The sequence below is a fragment of the Sagittula sp. P11 genome (assembly GCF_002814095.1).
Taxonomy (GTDB): Bacteria; Pseudomonadota; Alphaproteobacteria; order Rhodobacterales; family Rhodobacteraceae; genus Sagittula.
In genome coordinates this window covers 161,660-177,685 of the sequence record NZ_CP021915.1, presented here as the reverse complement: position 1 = coordinate 177,685, position 16,026 = coordinate 161,660, and the positions used below count along the sequence as shown (strand labels likewise).

The 16,026-nt window shown below is 62.1% G+C and carries 13 protein-coding genes; 6 read left to right on the top strand and 7 right to left on the bottom strand.

Annotated features, from left to right (window positions below; all coding sequences use genetic code 11):
- Window positions 1-20 precede the first annotated feature (20 nt).
- On the top strand, window positions 21-992 hold the full coding sequence (locus CDO87_RS24505; protein ID WP_027264350.1) for a TAXI family TRAP transporter solute-binding subunit: 972 nt from the start codon (window positions 21-23) through the stop codon (window positions 990-992).
- 89 nt (window positions 993-1,081) lie between these two features.
- A complete protein-coding gene (locus tag CDO87_RS24500) occupies window positions 1,082-3,025 on the top strand; it encodes a TRAP transporter fused permease subunit (RefSeq protein ID WP_223228103.1) in 1,944 nt (647 codons plus the stop codon).
- Between the two features lie 83 nt (window positions 3,026-3,108).
- On the opposite strand, the gene CDO87_RS24495 is transcribed toward CDO87_RS24500, so the two are convergent.
- The 6 genes from CDO87_RS24495 to CDO87_RS24470 are packed head-to-tail and all read right to left on the bottom strand — an operon-like array spanning window position 3,109 to window position 8,457.
- On the bottom strand, window positions 3,109-3,513 hold the full coding sequence (locus CDO87_RS24495) for a Zn-ribbon domain-containing OB-fold protein (RefSeq protein ID WP_027264352.1): 405 nt from the start codon (window positions 3,511-3,513) through the stop codon (window positions 3,109-3,111).
- A 4-nt stretch (window positions 3,514-3,517) separates the two neighbouring features.
- Window positions 3,518-4,690, bottom strand: a complete 1,173-nt coding sequence (locus CDO87_RS24490) for an acetyl-CoA acetyltransferase (protein WP_027264353.1) — start codon at window positions 4,688-4,690, stop codon at window positions 3,518-3,520.
- A 47-nt stretch (window positions 4,691-4,737) separates the two neighbouring features.
- A complete protein-coding gene (locus CDO87_RS24485; protein ID WP_027264354.1) occupies window positions 4,738-5,880 on the bottom strand; it encodes an acyl-CoA dehydrogenase family protein in 1,143 nt (380 codons plus the stop codon).
- Complete coding sequence (locus tag CDO87_RS24480) at window positions 5,877-6,314, bottom strand: MaoC/PaaZ C-terminal domain-containing protein (protein ID WP_051372686.1); 438 nt, start codon at window positions 6,312-6,314, stop codon at window positions 5,877-5,879. The genes CDO87_RS24485 and CDO87_RS24480 overlap by 4 nt, the downstream gene beginning before the upstream one ends.
- A 59-nt stretch (window positions 6,315-6,373) precedes the next feature.
- A complete protein-coding gene (locus CDO87_RS24475) occupies window positions 6,374-7,045 on the bottom strand; it encodes an acetate--CoA ligase family protein (RefSeq protein WP_027264356.1) in 672 nt (223 codons plus the stop codon).
- A complete protein-coding gene (locus tag CDO87_RS24470; protein WP_223228102.1) occupies window positions 7,042-8,457 on the bottom strand; it encodes an acetate--CoA ligase family protein in 1,416 nt (471 codons plus the stop codon). The genes CDO87_RS24475 and CDO87_RS24470 overlap by 4 nt, the downstream gene beginning before the upstream one ends.
- A gap of 162 nt (window positions 8,458-8,619) precedes the next feature.
- On the opposite strand from CDO87_RS24470, the gene CDO87_RS24465 reads away from it, so the two are divergent.
- From CDO87_RS24465 to CDO87_RS24450, 4 genes are all read left to right on the top strand, one after another.
- Complete coding sequence (locus CDO87_RS24465; protein WP_027264358.1) at window positions 8,620-9,828, top strand: CaiB/BaiF CoA-transferase family protein; 1,209 nt, start codon at window positions 8,620-8,622, stop codon at window positions 9,826-9,828.
- Between the two features lie 30 nt (window positions 9,829-9,858).
- Complete coding sequence (locus tag CDO87_RS24460) at window positions 9,859-11,025, top strand: acyl-CoA dehydrogenase family protein (RefSeq protein ID WP_027264359.1); 1,167 nt, start codon at window positions 9,859-9,861, stop codon at window positions 11,023-11,025.
- Window positions 11,026-11,063: 38 nt separating this feature from the next.
- On the top strand, window positions 11,064-13,163 hold the full coding sequence (locus CDO87_RS24455) for an acetate--CoA ligase family protein (protein ID WP_036051580.1): 2,100 nt from the start codon (window positions 11,064-11,066) through the stop codon (window positions 13,161-13,163).
- A 144-nt stretch (window positions 13,164-13,307) separates the two neighbouring features.
- Window positions 13,308-14,111 carry an IclR family transcriptional regulator gene (locus CDO87_RS24450; protein WP_027264361.1) on the top strand — a complete coding sequence of 268 codons (804 nt, stop codon included), beginning with the start codon at window positions 13,308-13,310 and terminating at the stop codon, window positions 14,109-14,111.
- Between the two features lie 331 nt (window positions 14,112-14,442).
- Here the strand turns inward: CDO87_RS24450 and tnpC are convergent, their stop codons facing one another.
- Window positions 14,443-15,999, bottom strand: a complete 1,557-nt coding sequence (gene tnpC / locus CDO87_RS24445; protein WP_027264362.1) for an IS66 family transposase — start codon at window positions 15,997-15,999, stop codon at window positions 14,443-14,445.
- Window positions 16,000-16,026 lie beyond the last annotated feature (27 nt).

Here is a 16,026-nt window from a genome sequence, read left to right as displayed (position 1 = left end):
GGCAAAAACGGGAGGATAAAATGATCCAACGCAAGTTGACCGGATACCGGGCGGCGGTGGGTGCTATCGCGGCCATGGGCGCGATAGCCCTTGGCGGCGCGGCATCTGCCAAGGATCTCACGATGGGCACGACCAGCCCGACGTCGAGCCATTTCACCATTTCGGTTGCGATGAGCAAGGCGATCGAGACCGGCATGGAAGGCACCAATGTCAGCGTGATCGAAACCGGGGCCAGCGTGGACAATGTGCTGCGGCTGGCGCGCGACGAGATCGACCTTGGGCTTGCCACCACCGACATTCTGATCTCCGCCAGAAACGGGACCGGCAAGTTCGAAGGTAACGCAATCCCAGATACGGTTGCGCTTTATCCTTACAGCGCCTCGATCCTGCTGATCGCGGTCACCGAAGAGTCTGGTGTGACGACGCTGGACGAACTGGACGGAAAGAAGTTCAATCCCGGCATCCGCGGATCGGCGGCCGAGACGTTGACGACCGGTGTCCTGTCCATGTTCGATATCAACGCGGACCTGGTGCATGGCGCCGTTGGCGACGCGGTGGAAGGCATCAAGAACCGCCAGATCATCGGTTATAGCAAATACGGGGCCGCAAACTCTGTCGATGCAACCCTGCAAGAGTTGATGACAAGCACCAAGATGCGGTTGATCGGCTTCACCGAAGAGCAGGAGAAAGCGGCGACAGAAGCCATGGAGGGCGTCGGTTTCACGACTCTTCCCGCAGGGCTTATTCCGGGATCCGAGGAAATGCGGGTACCCAAGCTCAACGTCTTCTTCCTGACCCGCACCGGCGTCATGGATGACCAGAGCGCCTATGACATCGCTCGCAGCATCCACCAGAACATGGACCTGCTGGTCGAAGCCTGGCCGCAGCTTGCGGATTACGACATCGCCGCCGATGCCGTCGCCACAATCGAGACCGGTATACCCTATCATCCAGGTGCGGAACGTTACTGGAGAGAGGCGGCCGGAAGCTGACCGGAATCGCGGGCCGTCACGACGGCGGCCATAGGCTGATCCAGACGGGGTGCTGCGGGCACCCCGCCGTTACCGCTCTCGGAGAGAACATGACGCAGACATCGACCGCAATACCCAATTGGGAACGGCGCGGAGGGCAGGCGCTTGGAGTATTGTTGGCGGCATTCGTCGCTCTGCATTTCTACAATGCCTTATTCGGGCAGTTCGAACCGCTGGTTCAGCGGCCGATCTTTATCGGTTTCGGTATCGGCGGCGCGTTCTTTCTTTATGCGGCACGCGCCTCGCGGACCGGTGCGCGAAGCGGGATTGAACGGGCTGTGGACATCATGCTGGGACTACTGGCGTTCGCGGTTTGCCTCTACGTGATCCTGAACCGGGATCGCTTTTCGGATATCATGGTGCGCTATGGGCCGATCGACAAGGCGGCAGGTCTGATAGCTGTTCTGCTGACCCTCGAGGCCGCGCGCCGGGTGATCGGATGGTTCCTGCCGCTGCTGGCCCTTTGCACCGTGATCTATTTCTATTTCGGCTATGACCTGATCGACGGCGCCTGGCGCCCGCCGCGCGTTTCGGCACGTACCGCTGTCGAGACATTTTACAGCTCGACCACCGGCCTGTTCGGCTACCTTGCGGATATCGGGGCACGGGTCATCGTGATCTATGTGCTTCTGGGGGCGCTCCTGCTGTCGACCGGGGCAACGGATGCTTTCATGAAAATGGCAACGTGGATCGCCGGTCGAACGTATGGCGGCCCGGCAAAGGTCTGTGCCCTGTCTTCGGCGATGTTCGGGACGGTGACCGGTTCGGCAGTGGCCAACGTCATGGCGACCGGCTCGATCACCATTCCCACGATGAAGCGGCTGCGCTATCCACCGGCCTTTGCCGGGGCGGTCGAGGCCGTTGCCTCCTCCGCCGGCCAGCTTACGCCGCCGGTGATGGGGGCAGCGGCCTTCATCATGGCTGAGTTCCTGAACATTCCCTATACCGACATTGTCGTTGCGGCGATCGGTCCGGCATTTCTCTACTACCTGGCGGTATGGCTCGGGGTGGATCTCTATGCGCGTCGCACAGGGTTGCAACCGACACCGAGGAGCGAAATGCCCGAACCGGCGGAATTCCTCGCACCGGACAAGTCAATTCCCTTGTTTCTTCCCATCGCGGCGATGGTCTACTTCCTGTTCAACGGCTACACGCCGAGCTTTGCAGGTGCCGGTGCTGTTATCATACTGGTTTTGGCCTGTGTGGTGGTGCGCCCGTTCGCGCGTGACGGAAGAGAGCAGGGCGTGCTGGCCTCTTGGGCCAAGCTGGCGCGCGACCTCTATGAGGGGATGATCGAAGCAGGGCGGGCGTTGGTGATGATCGCCGCGCTGCTAGCCTGCGCCGCCATCGTCGTCAAGGTTCTGACGGCGACGGGTGCCGGGGTCAAAGTCTCGAACCTGTTGTTCTCTGTGTCCGGTCAGGGGTTGATCGTGGCCCTGTTGCTGGCGGCGGTGCTGGCGATCTTGCTGGGTATGGACGTGCCGACGACGGCCTCCTATGTGCTGGCGGCGGCAATCGCCGCGCCCAGTCTCGTGCGGCTTGGCCTACCCGAACTGACGGCTCATCTTTTTGTCTTCTACTATGCGATCCTGTCGGCCATCACGCCACCGGTCTGCGCCAGTGTCTATGCCGCCGCCGCCCTGGCAGGGGCCAATTTCTGGCGGGTGGCGGGTCGCGCGCTGATGTTGGCCGGAGCGATCTATGTGGTGCCGTTTCTCTTTGTGTTCCGGCCGGGCATACTGGCCCAGGGCGGCACGGTGCAAATCCTACTGGATATGGGCGTGGCCTGCGCCGCGGTTTTTGCCGTCAGCGTCGGCACAAGCGGCTGGTTTCGTGGAAAGGTGCCGGTCATCGGCCGGTTGCTGTTCCTGTCGGCTGCCGGCTTGCTGTTTTACGCCGCGCCTGCGGCCGACATCGTTGGTGGGCTGGCGCTGGCCGGGCTCTTGGCGTGGCGGTTTTTGCGCGGAGCACCGCAGCCCGGCCGCGCCGGGTGACCTCCGAAAAGCGAAGAGCCACCGCAGACAACCTCTGCGACGGCTCTTCCACATTCGGCCCCGAAGTGGCGGTGCCTCTGGCCTCAGGTCATTTTGAAGTAGGGAAAAGTCACTTCGTCGGTTGCCTTGACGAACGTCACTTCCACCTTGGCCCCGATATGAACCTTCTCGGGGTCGCCGGTCTGGATCCGGCTCATCATCCGGGGGCCTTCCTCCAGCTCGATCAATGCCACGACATATGGCACGTCATCCGCGAAAGTCGGCCCTGCCGGACGGCGCGCGATGGTGAAGGTATGCACCTTGCCGCGTCCGCTCACGGTGTTGAAGCGCAGATTGTCGGAATGGCAATACGGGCAAATAGAGCGGGGATAGAAATGATGTTTGCCGCAATCGCCGCAAAGCGGGATGTCGAGGCGGCCCTCGCGCGTGGCCTCCCAATAGGGGGCACTGTCATGGTCGATCACCGGAAGCGGTTTTTCAATGCTCATCGTCTTAGCCCTTCTGCAAAATCACGGTCGCACCTGAGGAAAGCGTACCCCCGGTACCATGCACCAGAGCGGTCTCGGCGCCCTTGACCTGGCGCTCGCCGCCTTCGCCGCGAAGCTGCCGGACGGCCTCGATCAGCAGGAACATTCCGAACATGCCCGGATGCAGCGCCGAGAGGCCGCCGCCGCTGGTGTTCATTGGGAACGCCCCGCCTGGTGCCGTGCGCTGGCCCGACACGAAATCCCCGCCTTCGCCGATCTTGCAGAAGCCGAGAGCCTCGAGCGAGAGCAGCACGGTGATGGTAAAGCTGTCATAGATCTCGACCAGGTCGATATCCGAATGGCTCACCCCGGCCATTTTTATTGCGCGTTCCCCGGCCTTTTGCGCGGGAAGCAGGCGGGCGAGGTCCGGCATTTCGCCGATGGCCCAGTGGGTATGCGCCTCGCCATAGCCCTTGACCGCGACGGGACGGGTGTTGAGGTCCTTGGCCCGCTCGGCGGTGGTCATGACGAGGGCGCCGGCCCCGTCGGTGACGAGACAGCAATCGAGCAGATGCAGCGGCTCCGAGATCATCGTGCTGGACAGCACGTCGTCAATGGACAGCGGATCGCGACGCGTCGCCTCGGGGTTCAACTGTGCCCATTTCCGCGTCGCGACGGCGATTTCGGCCAGATTCTCGGACGTGGTGCCAAATTCATGCATATGGCGCTGTGCGGCCATCGCATAGCCGCCCACAGGCGTGGGCATTCCGTAAGGCGTTTCATGCTGCATGGACAGGACTGAAGGCCGACCCCCTAGATTGCGGCTGCGCAGGGATTTCTGGTCCGAGCTGTAGACAATCAGCGCAACCTCGCAATAGCCTTCGCGAAGAGCCATGGCGGCATGTGCGATATGGGCCTCGAATGCCGAACCGCCAATATTCGTGCCATCGACGAATGTCGGCATGATGCCCAGATATTCGCCCAGCGTCACCGTGGCCAGTTGGCCGGGGCCGGGGACCCCCCACATGCCGGCCGTCAGAAGACCGTCGACATCGCTCAACTTCAGTCCTGCTTCTTCGACGGCGGCTTTTGCCACAAATGCGGCATGACCAAGGACCGAAGCCTTGGTGACGAACTTGCCGTCCTTCAGCGGCGCGTCGGCGATGCCGACGACCACCGGTTCTCGTCCGTTCTTCATATGCTCTTTCTCCTTCTTGTCGGGCTGTCCCGGTGCGCCCCGAACTGTTAGCCCGGGCGCATGGTCTTGGCGATGAGCGTACGCTGAATCTGCGAGGTTCCGCCGCCGATGGTGCTTTGCATCCCTTCGCGGAAATACCGCTCCATATCTGCTTCGGGCAGCATCGAGTGGCCACCCAGGATCTGCATTCCGTTGCGCGTCACCGTCTGCAGCGTCTCGGAGGCATAGAGCTTTGCCATCGAGACCTCTCGCGTGCAGGGCGTCTTGGCTGCGGCCAGGCTGGCGGCGCGATAAACCAACAGCCGGGCGGCATCGACCTGGGTCTGCATGTCGGCCAGCATGTGGCGGATCACCTGAAAGTCGAAGATCGGCTTGTCGAACTGAATCCGTTCGTGGGCGTAGCGCAGAGCATCGTCTACGGCTGTCTGGGCATTGCCCACATAGGCGGCGGCCACGGCCACGCGTTCCAGTTCCAGATGGTCGGTGATGATCTTCCAGCCATCGTTTTCCGTGCCCAGCAGCGCATCGGCCGGCAGTTTCACGTCGTCCACGAAAATCTCGGTGGTGCCGGTTGCGCGGCGCGCCATGGTCGGCAGCTTGCGGATGTCCAGACCTTCGGTGTCATTGGGGATCAGGAAAACCGACAGCCCCTTGTGTTTGGGCGCGTCGGGGTCGGTCCGGGTCAGCATTGCAAGGATTGCGTTATCGGCCGCAGCGCCCGAGCACCACAGTTTCTGCCCGTTGACGACCCAGCCGTTGCCGTCGCGCCGCGCGCGGGTCTTTGTCGATGCCGCATCCGACCCCGCGCCCGGTTCGGAAATCGAGATCGAAAAGCGGATGTCGCCATTGAGGAAGGGCTGGATGTACCGCTCTTTTTGCTCGGGCGTGCCGAATTTCTCGACATTCATCGCGGTGAACGTCGCCACCATCAACCCGGTCGAGAAGTCAAAGCCGTATTTGGCCAACCCTTCGCACATCAGGGCATAATCCATGATGTCACCGCCAAGACCGCCGCTCTCTTCTGAAAACAGGATGCCGAGCCAGCCCTGCTTGGCCACTTTTTCATAGGCTTCGTAGGGGTATTTGCGCTCGCGGTCGCAATTGCGGATATAATCGCGGCCGATCTCTTCGTCGACGAAACGCTCGACGGTGGCGCGCCACATCTCTTGCTCGGGTGTCAGAAAGTTCATGCGCTCTGTCCTTGTGTCTTGTCGTGCGCCGCACGGATTTTGGCCGGTTCTCCGGGGCGATCCAGACGCGACTTGCGGATCAGCAGGCTGAACTCGCAGCGCAGGACCGTTTCGTCCCGCTGGTTGATGCCTTCCAGTTTGCTGGTCACGACGCCGTGCCTTTCGTCATGGTCCTTCAGGTCGATGATTTCGGTGCGGGCCCAAAGGGTGTCGTTGATAAAAGTGGGCCGCAAAAAGCGTAGCTTGTCACAGCCATAGAAAGCGGCCAGCACGGAACTGTCGAAGGGGATCATCGCATTGACGATCGAGAACACGAGGCTGCCCTGCACGAGGCGCTGGCCATACAGAGACGATTTGGCGTGCTCGACGTTGGAGTGAAGTTCCAGCCAGTTCCCGGTCAACATGCAGAAATTGACGACATCGGTTTCGGTCATCGTCCGACCGCTCGAAATGCCGGTCTGGCCAAGTGACAACTCTCCAAAAGGGTGACGTATCACGTTGATTTCTCCTGTCCGTCCGCCTTTGATGACAAAACGATCAAGGCATCGGCGGCGACCAATCCCTTCCCGTCGGCCCGAACCATCACAGGGTTGATTTCAATTTCCGAGATCAGATCGGCGTTCTCGGCAAAGAAAACAGATATGCGTGAAATCAGGTCTGCCAGGGCATCTTTGTCGGCCGGTTCTGCGCCGCGTAGTCCAGTCAGCAACCGCGCCCCCGGACCCGATCGCAGCATGGCCGCGGCAGTTTGCGGGGTGGCGGGCGCAAGCCTGATTTCGGCGGCATCAATCAGTTCTACAAGGATGCCGCCAGGACCGGCCAGAACGATCGGACCAAAGGTGTCGTCGCGTTTGCAGCCGATAATCCATTCGGCCACGGACCCTTCTTCCATTTCCTCGATCAGCGCCGTGCCGCCCGCAAAACGTTCCGCCATTTCCGCGGCGGCCTGTTTCGCCTCGTCGGGGGAAAGACCCAAACGGACGAGCCCGTGATCGGACTTATGCGGATAGTCATCGTGACACAGCTTGGCGACACAGCGCCCGTGGTCGGGGTCACGTCGGGGCACCGGGATTCCAATCCGTTGCAGCAGATCCTTCGCATCGGCCTCGTGGATAACCGTGCGCCCGGCACGCTGCCAGTTTTCCAGCGTTTCTCTTTGGGTCATGCCACTTCTCCTGTCGCGACCGCGAGTGCGGCGAGGCCCGATGCCGCCCGAGCGGGCGAATCATAGACAGGAACGGCTCGTTCGCGCAGCGCCTCGCCCGAGGCATTGCTGCGTGCCGAACCGGTCCAGACGATCAGAATCGGCTTGTCTGTGCTGTCGAACGCCTCGGCCAAGGCCTCGATGAACTGCTGATCTGGCACAAATGTGATAATTGCGATGGCAATATCCACGCCCGGATCGGCGGCAACGGCCTCCAGACAGCGTCCGACATATGTGGGATTCGCCAAAACCACACCGGTCAGATCGACCGGGTTTGTCACCGACCCATAAAAGGGCACATAGCGCGACAGCGCCGTCTGCGTCGTTTCATCCAGCACCGGAACCTCGAAGCCGGCGCTTTCGGCCAAGTCGGTCATTTCGACGCCAAGCCCGCCGGTGACAGAAATGATCCCGACCCTGTTTCCGGCAGGTCGTCGACCCGCGGCGAGCGCCGTCACGGCATCGACGGCGGCGACGGATTCACGGGCGCGGATGACACCGGTTTCGCGAAAGACCGCGCTGATCACCCGGTCGTCCCCGGCCATGGCGCCGGTATGCGACTGGACCGCGCGTGACCCGGCGCGGCTGCGCCCACCCTTGACCGCGACAATATGCTTCCCCGCCTGTGTCAGCCGCTGGGCCGCTTCGGAAAAACGGCGTCCGTCGCGCAGTTCCTCGACGTAGCAAAGAACCACCCGCGTCTGGGGGTCGTTGCCCAGATAATCCAGCAGGTCCGCTGCGGTCAGGTCGGTTTCGTTGCCGCTGGAAACGATGGCGTTGATGCCCACGCCGCGTTCGCCCAGGCGCAACGCCATAAGGCCCGCAAGCGCGCCGGACTGGGAAATCATGGCCACGGGACCAGGCCGAAGATCGTTGAACATCGGGCTGAAGGTCAGTTGCAGGTCCGCCGCGGGGCGCACCACGCCTTCGCAGTTCGGTCCGACCAGTCTGAAGGGCGCGTCTTGCATGATCCGGCGCAAGCGCTCTTCGTTGTCATGCCCTTCTTCCCCGGCTTCGGAAAAGCCCGAGGTGACCCCGACCACGACCTTTACATCGAGCCTGGTGCAGGTCTCCAGAGCGTCCAGCGCGACCCCGACCGGCGTTGCCAGCACAACCACGTCGATCGGGCTGTCAATCTCGTCCAGACTGCGCACAGCCGGAAGGCCTTCGATCTCGCCGCCCGAAGGGTTCACGGGGATAATCGTGCCGCTGTAACCGTTGCTCTTCAGCAGGGCCATGACGGCCTGCCCCAACTTGCCCTTGGTGCGGGACGCGCCGACCACCGCAATGGTGCGAGGGTCGAACAACCCGTCCAGTGCGTCGGCTACCGTGGGCCGGCATGCCGTCATTCGATTCGTGTTTGGCTCTGCCATTCTTTCCTCCGTCAAGTGAAAAAACATCGGCTCGTTTCGGCGATCTAACGGTTGTTCGATTGTTCTCGCAATGGATTCTAGTTCCGAGCAGAATGAGGCTTTCAGAGCCGCAAACTAGGGCTTGACGTCGGAAAATTCGCAGAACGAGGCAGACACGTGAAAATGGAAAATGGGCCACTGAGCGATGTCAGGGTGATTGAACTGGGGCATGTGATCGCAGCACCGATGTGCGGCGCATTGCTGTCCGATTTTGGCGCCGACGTGGTCAAGATCGAGCGTCCGGGGCAGGGTGACATGCTGCGGGTACTGAGCGCGCGGGCCAGTGATGGCGTTGGCGCCTGGTGGAAGACCCTGGCACGAAACAAGCGTCTGATGGCGCTGGATTGGAAGAGTGAAGACGGCCGCGCCATTCTGCGCCGGCTGGTCGAAAACGCCCATGTGCTTATCGAGAACTTTCGACCCGGTGTTCTGGAACGGGCAGGGTTGGCCCCAGAGGTCCTGCATGAGTGGAACCCCGATCTGGTGATCGTGCGGATCTCGGGCTATGGCCAGACGGGGCCGCGCGCCTCGTGGCCGGGTTTCGGTCGGGCCGGCGAGGCCATGAGCGGACTGGCGCACATCACCGGCTTTGCCGACAACGCGCCGATGCACCCCGGCTTTCCCGCTGCGGATTCGACCACAGGCCTGATGGCGGCCTACGGCGCGATGATGGCGCTGCATGCGGTGCAGAACGGCCGCGCCCGGGGGCAAGTGGTGGACCTGGCTATTTTCGAGCCGCTGTTGCGCCTGATCGACTATCACGTTCCGACGCGAACCGGCGCGGGGCTGCCGGTTGACCGAAACGGGCTCCAGGCGCCCAATTCCTACGCCCCGGCGGGGGTGTTTCGCGCCCGCGACGGGAAATGGGTCACAATCAGCGCAGGCAGTGCCGCGACCGGGCGGCGGCTTCTGGAAGCCGCGGGCGGAAAGGAATGGGCGGAACAGCCGCAATTCCAAAGCCTCGATGGCTTCGCGGAGCACATGGACGAGATTGTGGACCGTCTCGGCGCATTTGTGGCACAGCATGACGCGCAGAAGGCGATTGACATCTTCCAGGCCCACGATGCCGTGGCTGCGATGGTCTATGACGTCGATGACATCCTGGCCGATCCGCAGATCGCCGCGCGAAGGGACATTGTTGGGGTGGAGGGCGACGACACCAAGGTCGTCGGACCCGTGCCAAAGCTGGACAAGACGCCGGGACGGCTGCGCTGGCTTGGGCGCCGCGAACTGGGTGCTGACACCCGGGCGATTTTACAAGAGCTCGCGTACGACACCGGGCAAATCGACACCCTAATCGAACAAGGCACTGTGGCCGAACCGGGCCGCTGAGCCGGGTCTGCAAGACGTGAGGAGAAAATCATGACCTATCAGATGACATCCGAACAGCAGGGAATCCGCGATGCGATCCTGCGGATCTGCGAAGAATTCGACGACGAATTCTGGCTGACACGCGATCGCGTAGGCGGTTTCCCGCGAGAGCTGCATCAAAAGCTGGCCCGCGATGGCTGGCTGGGGATTGCAATCCCCGAAGAGTACGGAGGTGCCGGTCTTGGCATCGTCGATGCCGCGATCATGATGCAGGCCATTGCGGAATCCGGCGGCGGCAACAGCGCCGCATCGGCGATTCACATGAATATCTTCGGTCTGAACCCAGTCGTGAAATTCGGCACCGATGACCAGAAAAAGAAATACCTTCCGCCTTTGGTGGCAGGCGATGAACGTGCGTGTTTCGGGGTGACCGAGCCGACAACCGGTCTGGACACCACCAAACTGAAAACACGCGCCGTGCGACAGGGTGACCGATATGTGGTGCACGGCCAGAAGGTCTGGATTTCAACCGCCCAGGAGGCCGACAAGATCCTGTTGCTGGCGCGCACGACCCCGCTTGAGGACGTCAAGAAACCGACAGAAGGATTAAGCCTTTTTTACACCGATCTGGACCGATCTTTCGTCACCGTGCGCGAGATCGAAAAGATGGGCCGCAAATGTGTCGACTCGAACGAACTGTTCATCGACGGGCTTCCGATCCCCGCCGGGGATCTGATCGGCGAAGAAGGCCAGGGCTTTCGTCAGATCCTGCACGGGCTGAACCCCGAACGGGTTCTAATTGCCGCTGAAGCAGTCGGAATCGGGCGGAATGCGCTTCGGCGCGCCGCGGATTACGCCAATGAGCGCGTCGTTTTTGGCAGACCAATCGGTCAGAATCAGGGTGTACAGCACCCCCTGGCCGCCAGCTGGGCGGAACTGGAGGCGGCCAACCTGATGGCGATGCACGCCGGCGCGCTCTACGACGCGGGCAAGCCCTGCGGAAATGAAGCCAACGCAGGAAAATATCTGGCCGCCGAAGCGGCGGTGAAGGCGACACAGACCGCGCAGCTGACCTTCGGGGGGTTCGGATACGCCAAGGAATACCATGTCGAGCGTCTTGTTCGCGAGGCCATCCTGTTCCGCATCGCGCCGGTCACCCCGCAGCTGGTGCTTTCGTTTATCGCGGAACATGCCCTCGGCCTGCCAAAATCCTACTAGTTACGAACATCAAAGGAAGTCCCATGCGAATTCATGGAATGGATGCCATTTTCAACCCTCGCTCGGTAGCGGTGATTGGCGCCTCAAGCGATCCCAAGCGCATCGGCGGAAGGCCGGTGGATTTTCTCAAGCGGCACGGTTTCGACGGCCCGATCCTGCCTATCAACCCGAAATCGCCAGAGGTGCAGGGCCTGACGGCGTATCCGTCGATCTCGGAGGCACCCACGACACCGGACCTGGCCGTGATCGCGCTGCCCGCGCCGCTGGCCGTTCAGGCGGTCGAACAGTGCGCGGCCCAAGGTGTGCGGGGGGCGGTGATCTTCAGTTCGGGGTTCTCGGAGGTCGATGCCGACGGGGCCGCCCTTCAGGCGCGCATGGTCGACATCGCGCGCGAGGGCGGCATGCGGCTTGTGGGGCCGAACTGCCTTGGCATCGCGAATGTGCGCCACAACCTCTATGCGACATTCACGCCCGGGGTCGAAAAACACCTGCCAAAACCCGGCGGCGTGTCGATCGTCAGTCAAAGCGGCGCGTTCGGCTCGTATTGCATGACGCTCGTTCGAATGCGCGGACTTGGGGTCAATATCTGGGCGACGACGGGCAATTCCTGCGATGTCGATTTTGCCGATGCCGTGGCCTATTGCGCGCAGGATGACGATACCCGCGTCATCATGGGATATCTCGAAGGGGCAACCGATCGCGACAGGCTGGTCGAGGCACTTGAGCTGGCGCGGGCCCGGGGAAAGCCGGTGGTCATGATGAAGGTCGGGCGCAGCGCGGTCGGAGCAGAGGCCGCGCAGTCGCATACCGCCTCATTGGCTGGGGCAGACGCGGTTTATGACGCGGCGTTCCGGCAGTACGGCGTTTACCGGGCGCAATCGGTCGATGAAATGTTCGATGTGACTTATGCCTGTGCCGAATCCGCGTCGATGATGCAGGGCGACCGGCTGGGCCTTGTGACAGTCTCGGGCGGGGTCGGGGTGCTGATGGCCGACGAAGCCGAAAAGCTGAAACTGGACGTGCCTGCGCTTCCCGATCATGCACAGAAAAAGCTGAAAGAGGTGCTGCCATTTGCCGGTGTCCGAAACCCGGTCGATGTGACGGCGCAGCTGGTCAACCAGATCGATCTTCTGGAAACCAACATGGATGTGTTGTTTGGTGACGGCGAGATCGATGGGGCCATCATCTTCATGTCGACGGTCGGACTTGTCGCCGACCTGAACGAAGCCATTCGGCGCGGACTGGAGCGCATTCGCGAGAAATATCCCGATCGGCCAATGCTGTTCTGTTCGCTGACAGAGCCAGAGGGGCGCGCCGCGTACGAAAAGTCGGGGTTCATCGTGTTCGAGGAACCGACCCGTGCAGTCCGGGCGATGGCCGCATTGCGCTATTTTGCCCGTTCCTTCGCGCGGGCAGGCGAAAAGGACCCGATACCCGAACTCTCCAACCTGTCGCCGTTGCCGGACGGAATTGTGAACGAGATCGAGGCCAAGGCCCTGCTTGCAGAGGCCGGAATCGGGATCGTGCGCGAAACCCTGGCCACCACCCCCGAAGCGGCAGCTCAGGCAGCGCAAGAAATGGGATTCCCGGTCGTGCTGAAGATTGCCTCGCCCGACATCTTGCACAAATCCGACATCGGGGGCGTCGCGCTTGATCTGCGTTCGGCCGAAGATGTCCGCTCTGCCGGGGCACGAATCTTGGAATTGGCGTCCGAGAAGATGCCCGGTGCGCGGATCGACGGGCTGGTCGTGGCGGAACAGGCAGCACCTGGACTGGAGGCTATACTCGGCGTGACCCAGGACCCGGCTTTCGGCCCGGTGGTCATGTTCGGTCTGGGCGGGGTGTTTGTCGAGGCCCTCGAAGACGTGTCTTTCCGCGTCGCACCATTCGGACCTGTCGAAGCGCGCCGTATGATTGACGAAATCCGCAGCCGCAAACTGCTGGACGCATTCCGGGGCGCGCCCGAACGCGACATCGACGCCCTCGCCGGCGCCCTTGCCCGACTGTCTGCTTTTGCCGCCCATCACGGGGCCGCGCTTGAGACCATTGATGTCAATCCATTGATCGTCGGAGCAAGCGGGCAGGGAGCCGTCGCCGCTGACGGTGTGATCATACCCGCCAATCGAGGAGGCCACTGACAACCGAACCCGAAATCTTTCCTGATCCCCAAGCCGCTTGCGGCGTGCCCCCGGCAGTTTTCTAACAGTTGACAGAATTTACAAGCGCGGCCATCCTTCCGTATGGAACGCTGTGCATATAACTGCACACGAAGGGAGGAGATCATGGAAACCGCGCATCAGACTTCAGCAAGAACAGGCGGCGATCAAATTGTGAAATCGGTGGCGCGCACCTGTCAGACTTTGGTGTATTTCGATGAAGTTCAGCGACCGCTTTCGGTCGTGGAAGTGTCCAAGGAACTGGGGTACCCGCAGTCAAGTACCTCGGCGCTGCTCAAAAGCTTGGTGAAGCTTGGATTTCTGACCCACGATGCCCGAAAGAAGAGTTATTTTCCCACCGAGCGCGTTCCGCTTTTAGGGTCGTGGATGAATCCAGATCTGTTCGGCGAAGGCACCATCCACCGGCTGCTCAAGGCAATTTCGGAACGCACACGGCATGTGGTGGTTCTGGCAACCAAGAATGGGGACGAAGCCGAGTACGTGCAAGTTGTCCGCCCGAAAGATTCGCCGATCCACCACATATCGCTCGGGACACGTCGTCCGCTGGGTAACTCAGGTGTCGGGCGCGTTCTGATGAGTCGTTTCAGTGACGACGAAGTGCGCAGTCTGTTCCGCAGGATCAACGCCTATCGCGCGCCCGACAAACCGGCAGTGGATGTGAAAGCTTTCGTGGCCTCGTTGGCAGAAACCCGTGCCAAGGGCTATTACCTCTCAACCGATCAGGTGGTTCAAGGGAGCGGCTTGATTTCCATGCCGTTTCCTAACCATCTGAACTCGCGGCTTTTCGCTGTCGGGGTTGGCGCTCCAACTGATGTTATCTTGAGATCCGAAAAAGAGATCGTAGGGATCATGCACGAAGAAATCGTTCGAAATCTGAAGAAGATGGGTCAACAGTCCCTGACCGCCTGACCGCCTGGATCAGCCAGCGCCGTAAAAAATGGCCCGGCTTGACGAAGACGGGACTTGGGGGGCGCGGACGAAACGCGCCACTTGCCAATGTCAGGGTCCGTTTTCAGGCGGCGGAAATAGCCTCTTCGCGTCAGGCTCAAGGTTGAGCCTGACCGGCGGGGCGTCGTTAGCACCGGCATCCCCGAAGGCCGGGCGGTGTAGGATGCGCTGCCCAGAGCAGTGCGACCACGGTTTCGGCCCGCCCCAAGAATACCGGCTTGAAGAGAGGCGCCGCGAAAGAGGCCGACCATCATCGTGTTGATCGTAAGCGGCGTCTACGCCCCACCGGAGTTCAGCTCGACGGCTTGAAGTTCCAGGGTAGCAACTCGTCGATCCGGTTCGCGGGATGCCCTGCCGCGATCGCCTCGAGCGTCGCCTTGAGATAGACAAAGGGTACGATTTCGTTGATCTTTGCTGTGGCGATGAGCGAGGCGATGCGGCCCCAGGTCCGACCACCTTCGTCGTGGCCGGCGAAGAGTGCGTTCTTCCGCGTCAGGGCGATCGGCCTGATGAGATTCTCCACGGCATTGGAGTCGATCTCGACGCGTCCGTCCTGCAGGAAGGTCTGTAGCCCGTCCCACTGCCGGTGGATATAGGCGAGTTTCTCTCCGAGGCGGGACTTGGCGGAGATCCGGCGGCGCTGGCTCTGCAACCATTCGCCGAACTGGGCCACCAGCGGCGCGGTGCGTGTCTGTCTCGCCGACAGGCGCTGTCCCGGTCCCATGCCGCGGATCTCGGTTTCGATCCGGTAGAACTCGGCGATCCGGCGCAGCCCCTCGGCGGCGATCTCCGATCCATCACGGTCGAAGACTTCCTTCAGCTTCCGGCGGGCATGTGCCCAGCAGTGCGCAACCGTGATCGGCGCGCCGCCCTTGCGCGAGGGGCGCGTCAGCCGATCGTAGCCGGGATAGCCGTCCAGCTGCAGGATGCCGTCGAAGCCCTGCAGGATCTGCTCCGCGTTCACGCCGGCGCGGCTCGGGCGGTAAGTGAAGACCACGCCGGGCGGGTCATCGCCGCCCCAGCCCCGATCATCTCGGGCCAGCGCCCAGAGGAAGCCAGTCTTCGTCCTGCCTCGCCCGGGCTCCAGAACCGGCGCCGTCGTTTCGTCCATGAAGAGTTTGCCCGAGCCCTTCAGGTGCTCGGCGAGCCGGTCGACCACCGGGGCAAGGTGGAAGGCCGCGGTGCCGACCCAATCGGCGGGCGTGCTGCGCCGAAGGTCGATCCCGGAACGCGCGAGGATCTGGCTCTGGCGATAGAGAGGCAAATGGTCGGCGAACTTGGCGACGAGCACATACGCAATGGCGCCCTCGGTCGGCAGCCCGCCCTCGATCAGGAAGGCAGGGGCTGGCGCCTGGGTGACCCCTTCGGCGTAGGCACGGCAGGCATACTTGGGTCGAACCGTCACGATGACGCGGAGCTGGGCCGGCACGATGTCCAGCCGCTCGCTGCGGTCCTCGCCGATCCGGTGCATCGTGCCGCAGCCGCAGGGACACTCCAGGCTGGCCGGCTCGATCATCTGCTCGATCCGGGGGAGGCTCTCAGGCAGATTGCCCCGATTGCGGCGGGCGACCTTGGATCGCCGCGGACCGGACGAGGCCGTGGCGTCTTCATCCTGCTGGGCCTCTGCCTCGACGACGGCAGTTTCCAGATCTTCGAAGGCCAGCTGCCGCTCGTCCTCACTCAGTTTCTCGGACCTTTTGCCATGCACGACCTGGTTCAGTTCGGCGACGAGGTGCTCGAGGCGCTTGTTGGCTTCCCTGAGTGCATCACGCTCGCGCAGGACGGCCAGAACAGCGTCACGCTGGTCTTCCGGAATGGCCGACAGGTCGAGGGATAGGGCGCTGGACATGGCGGCATCATATCCCGCTCCTGCGTT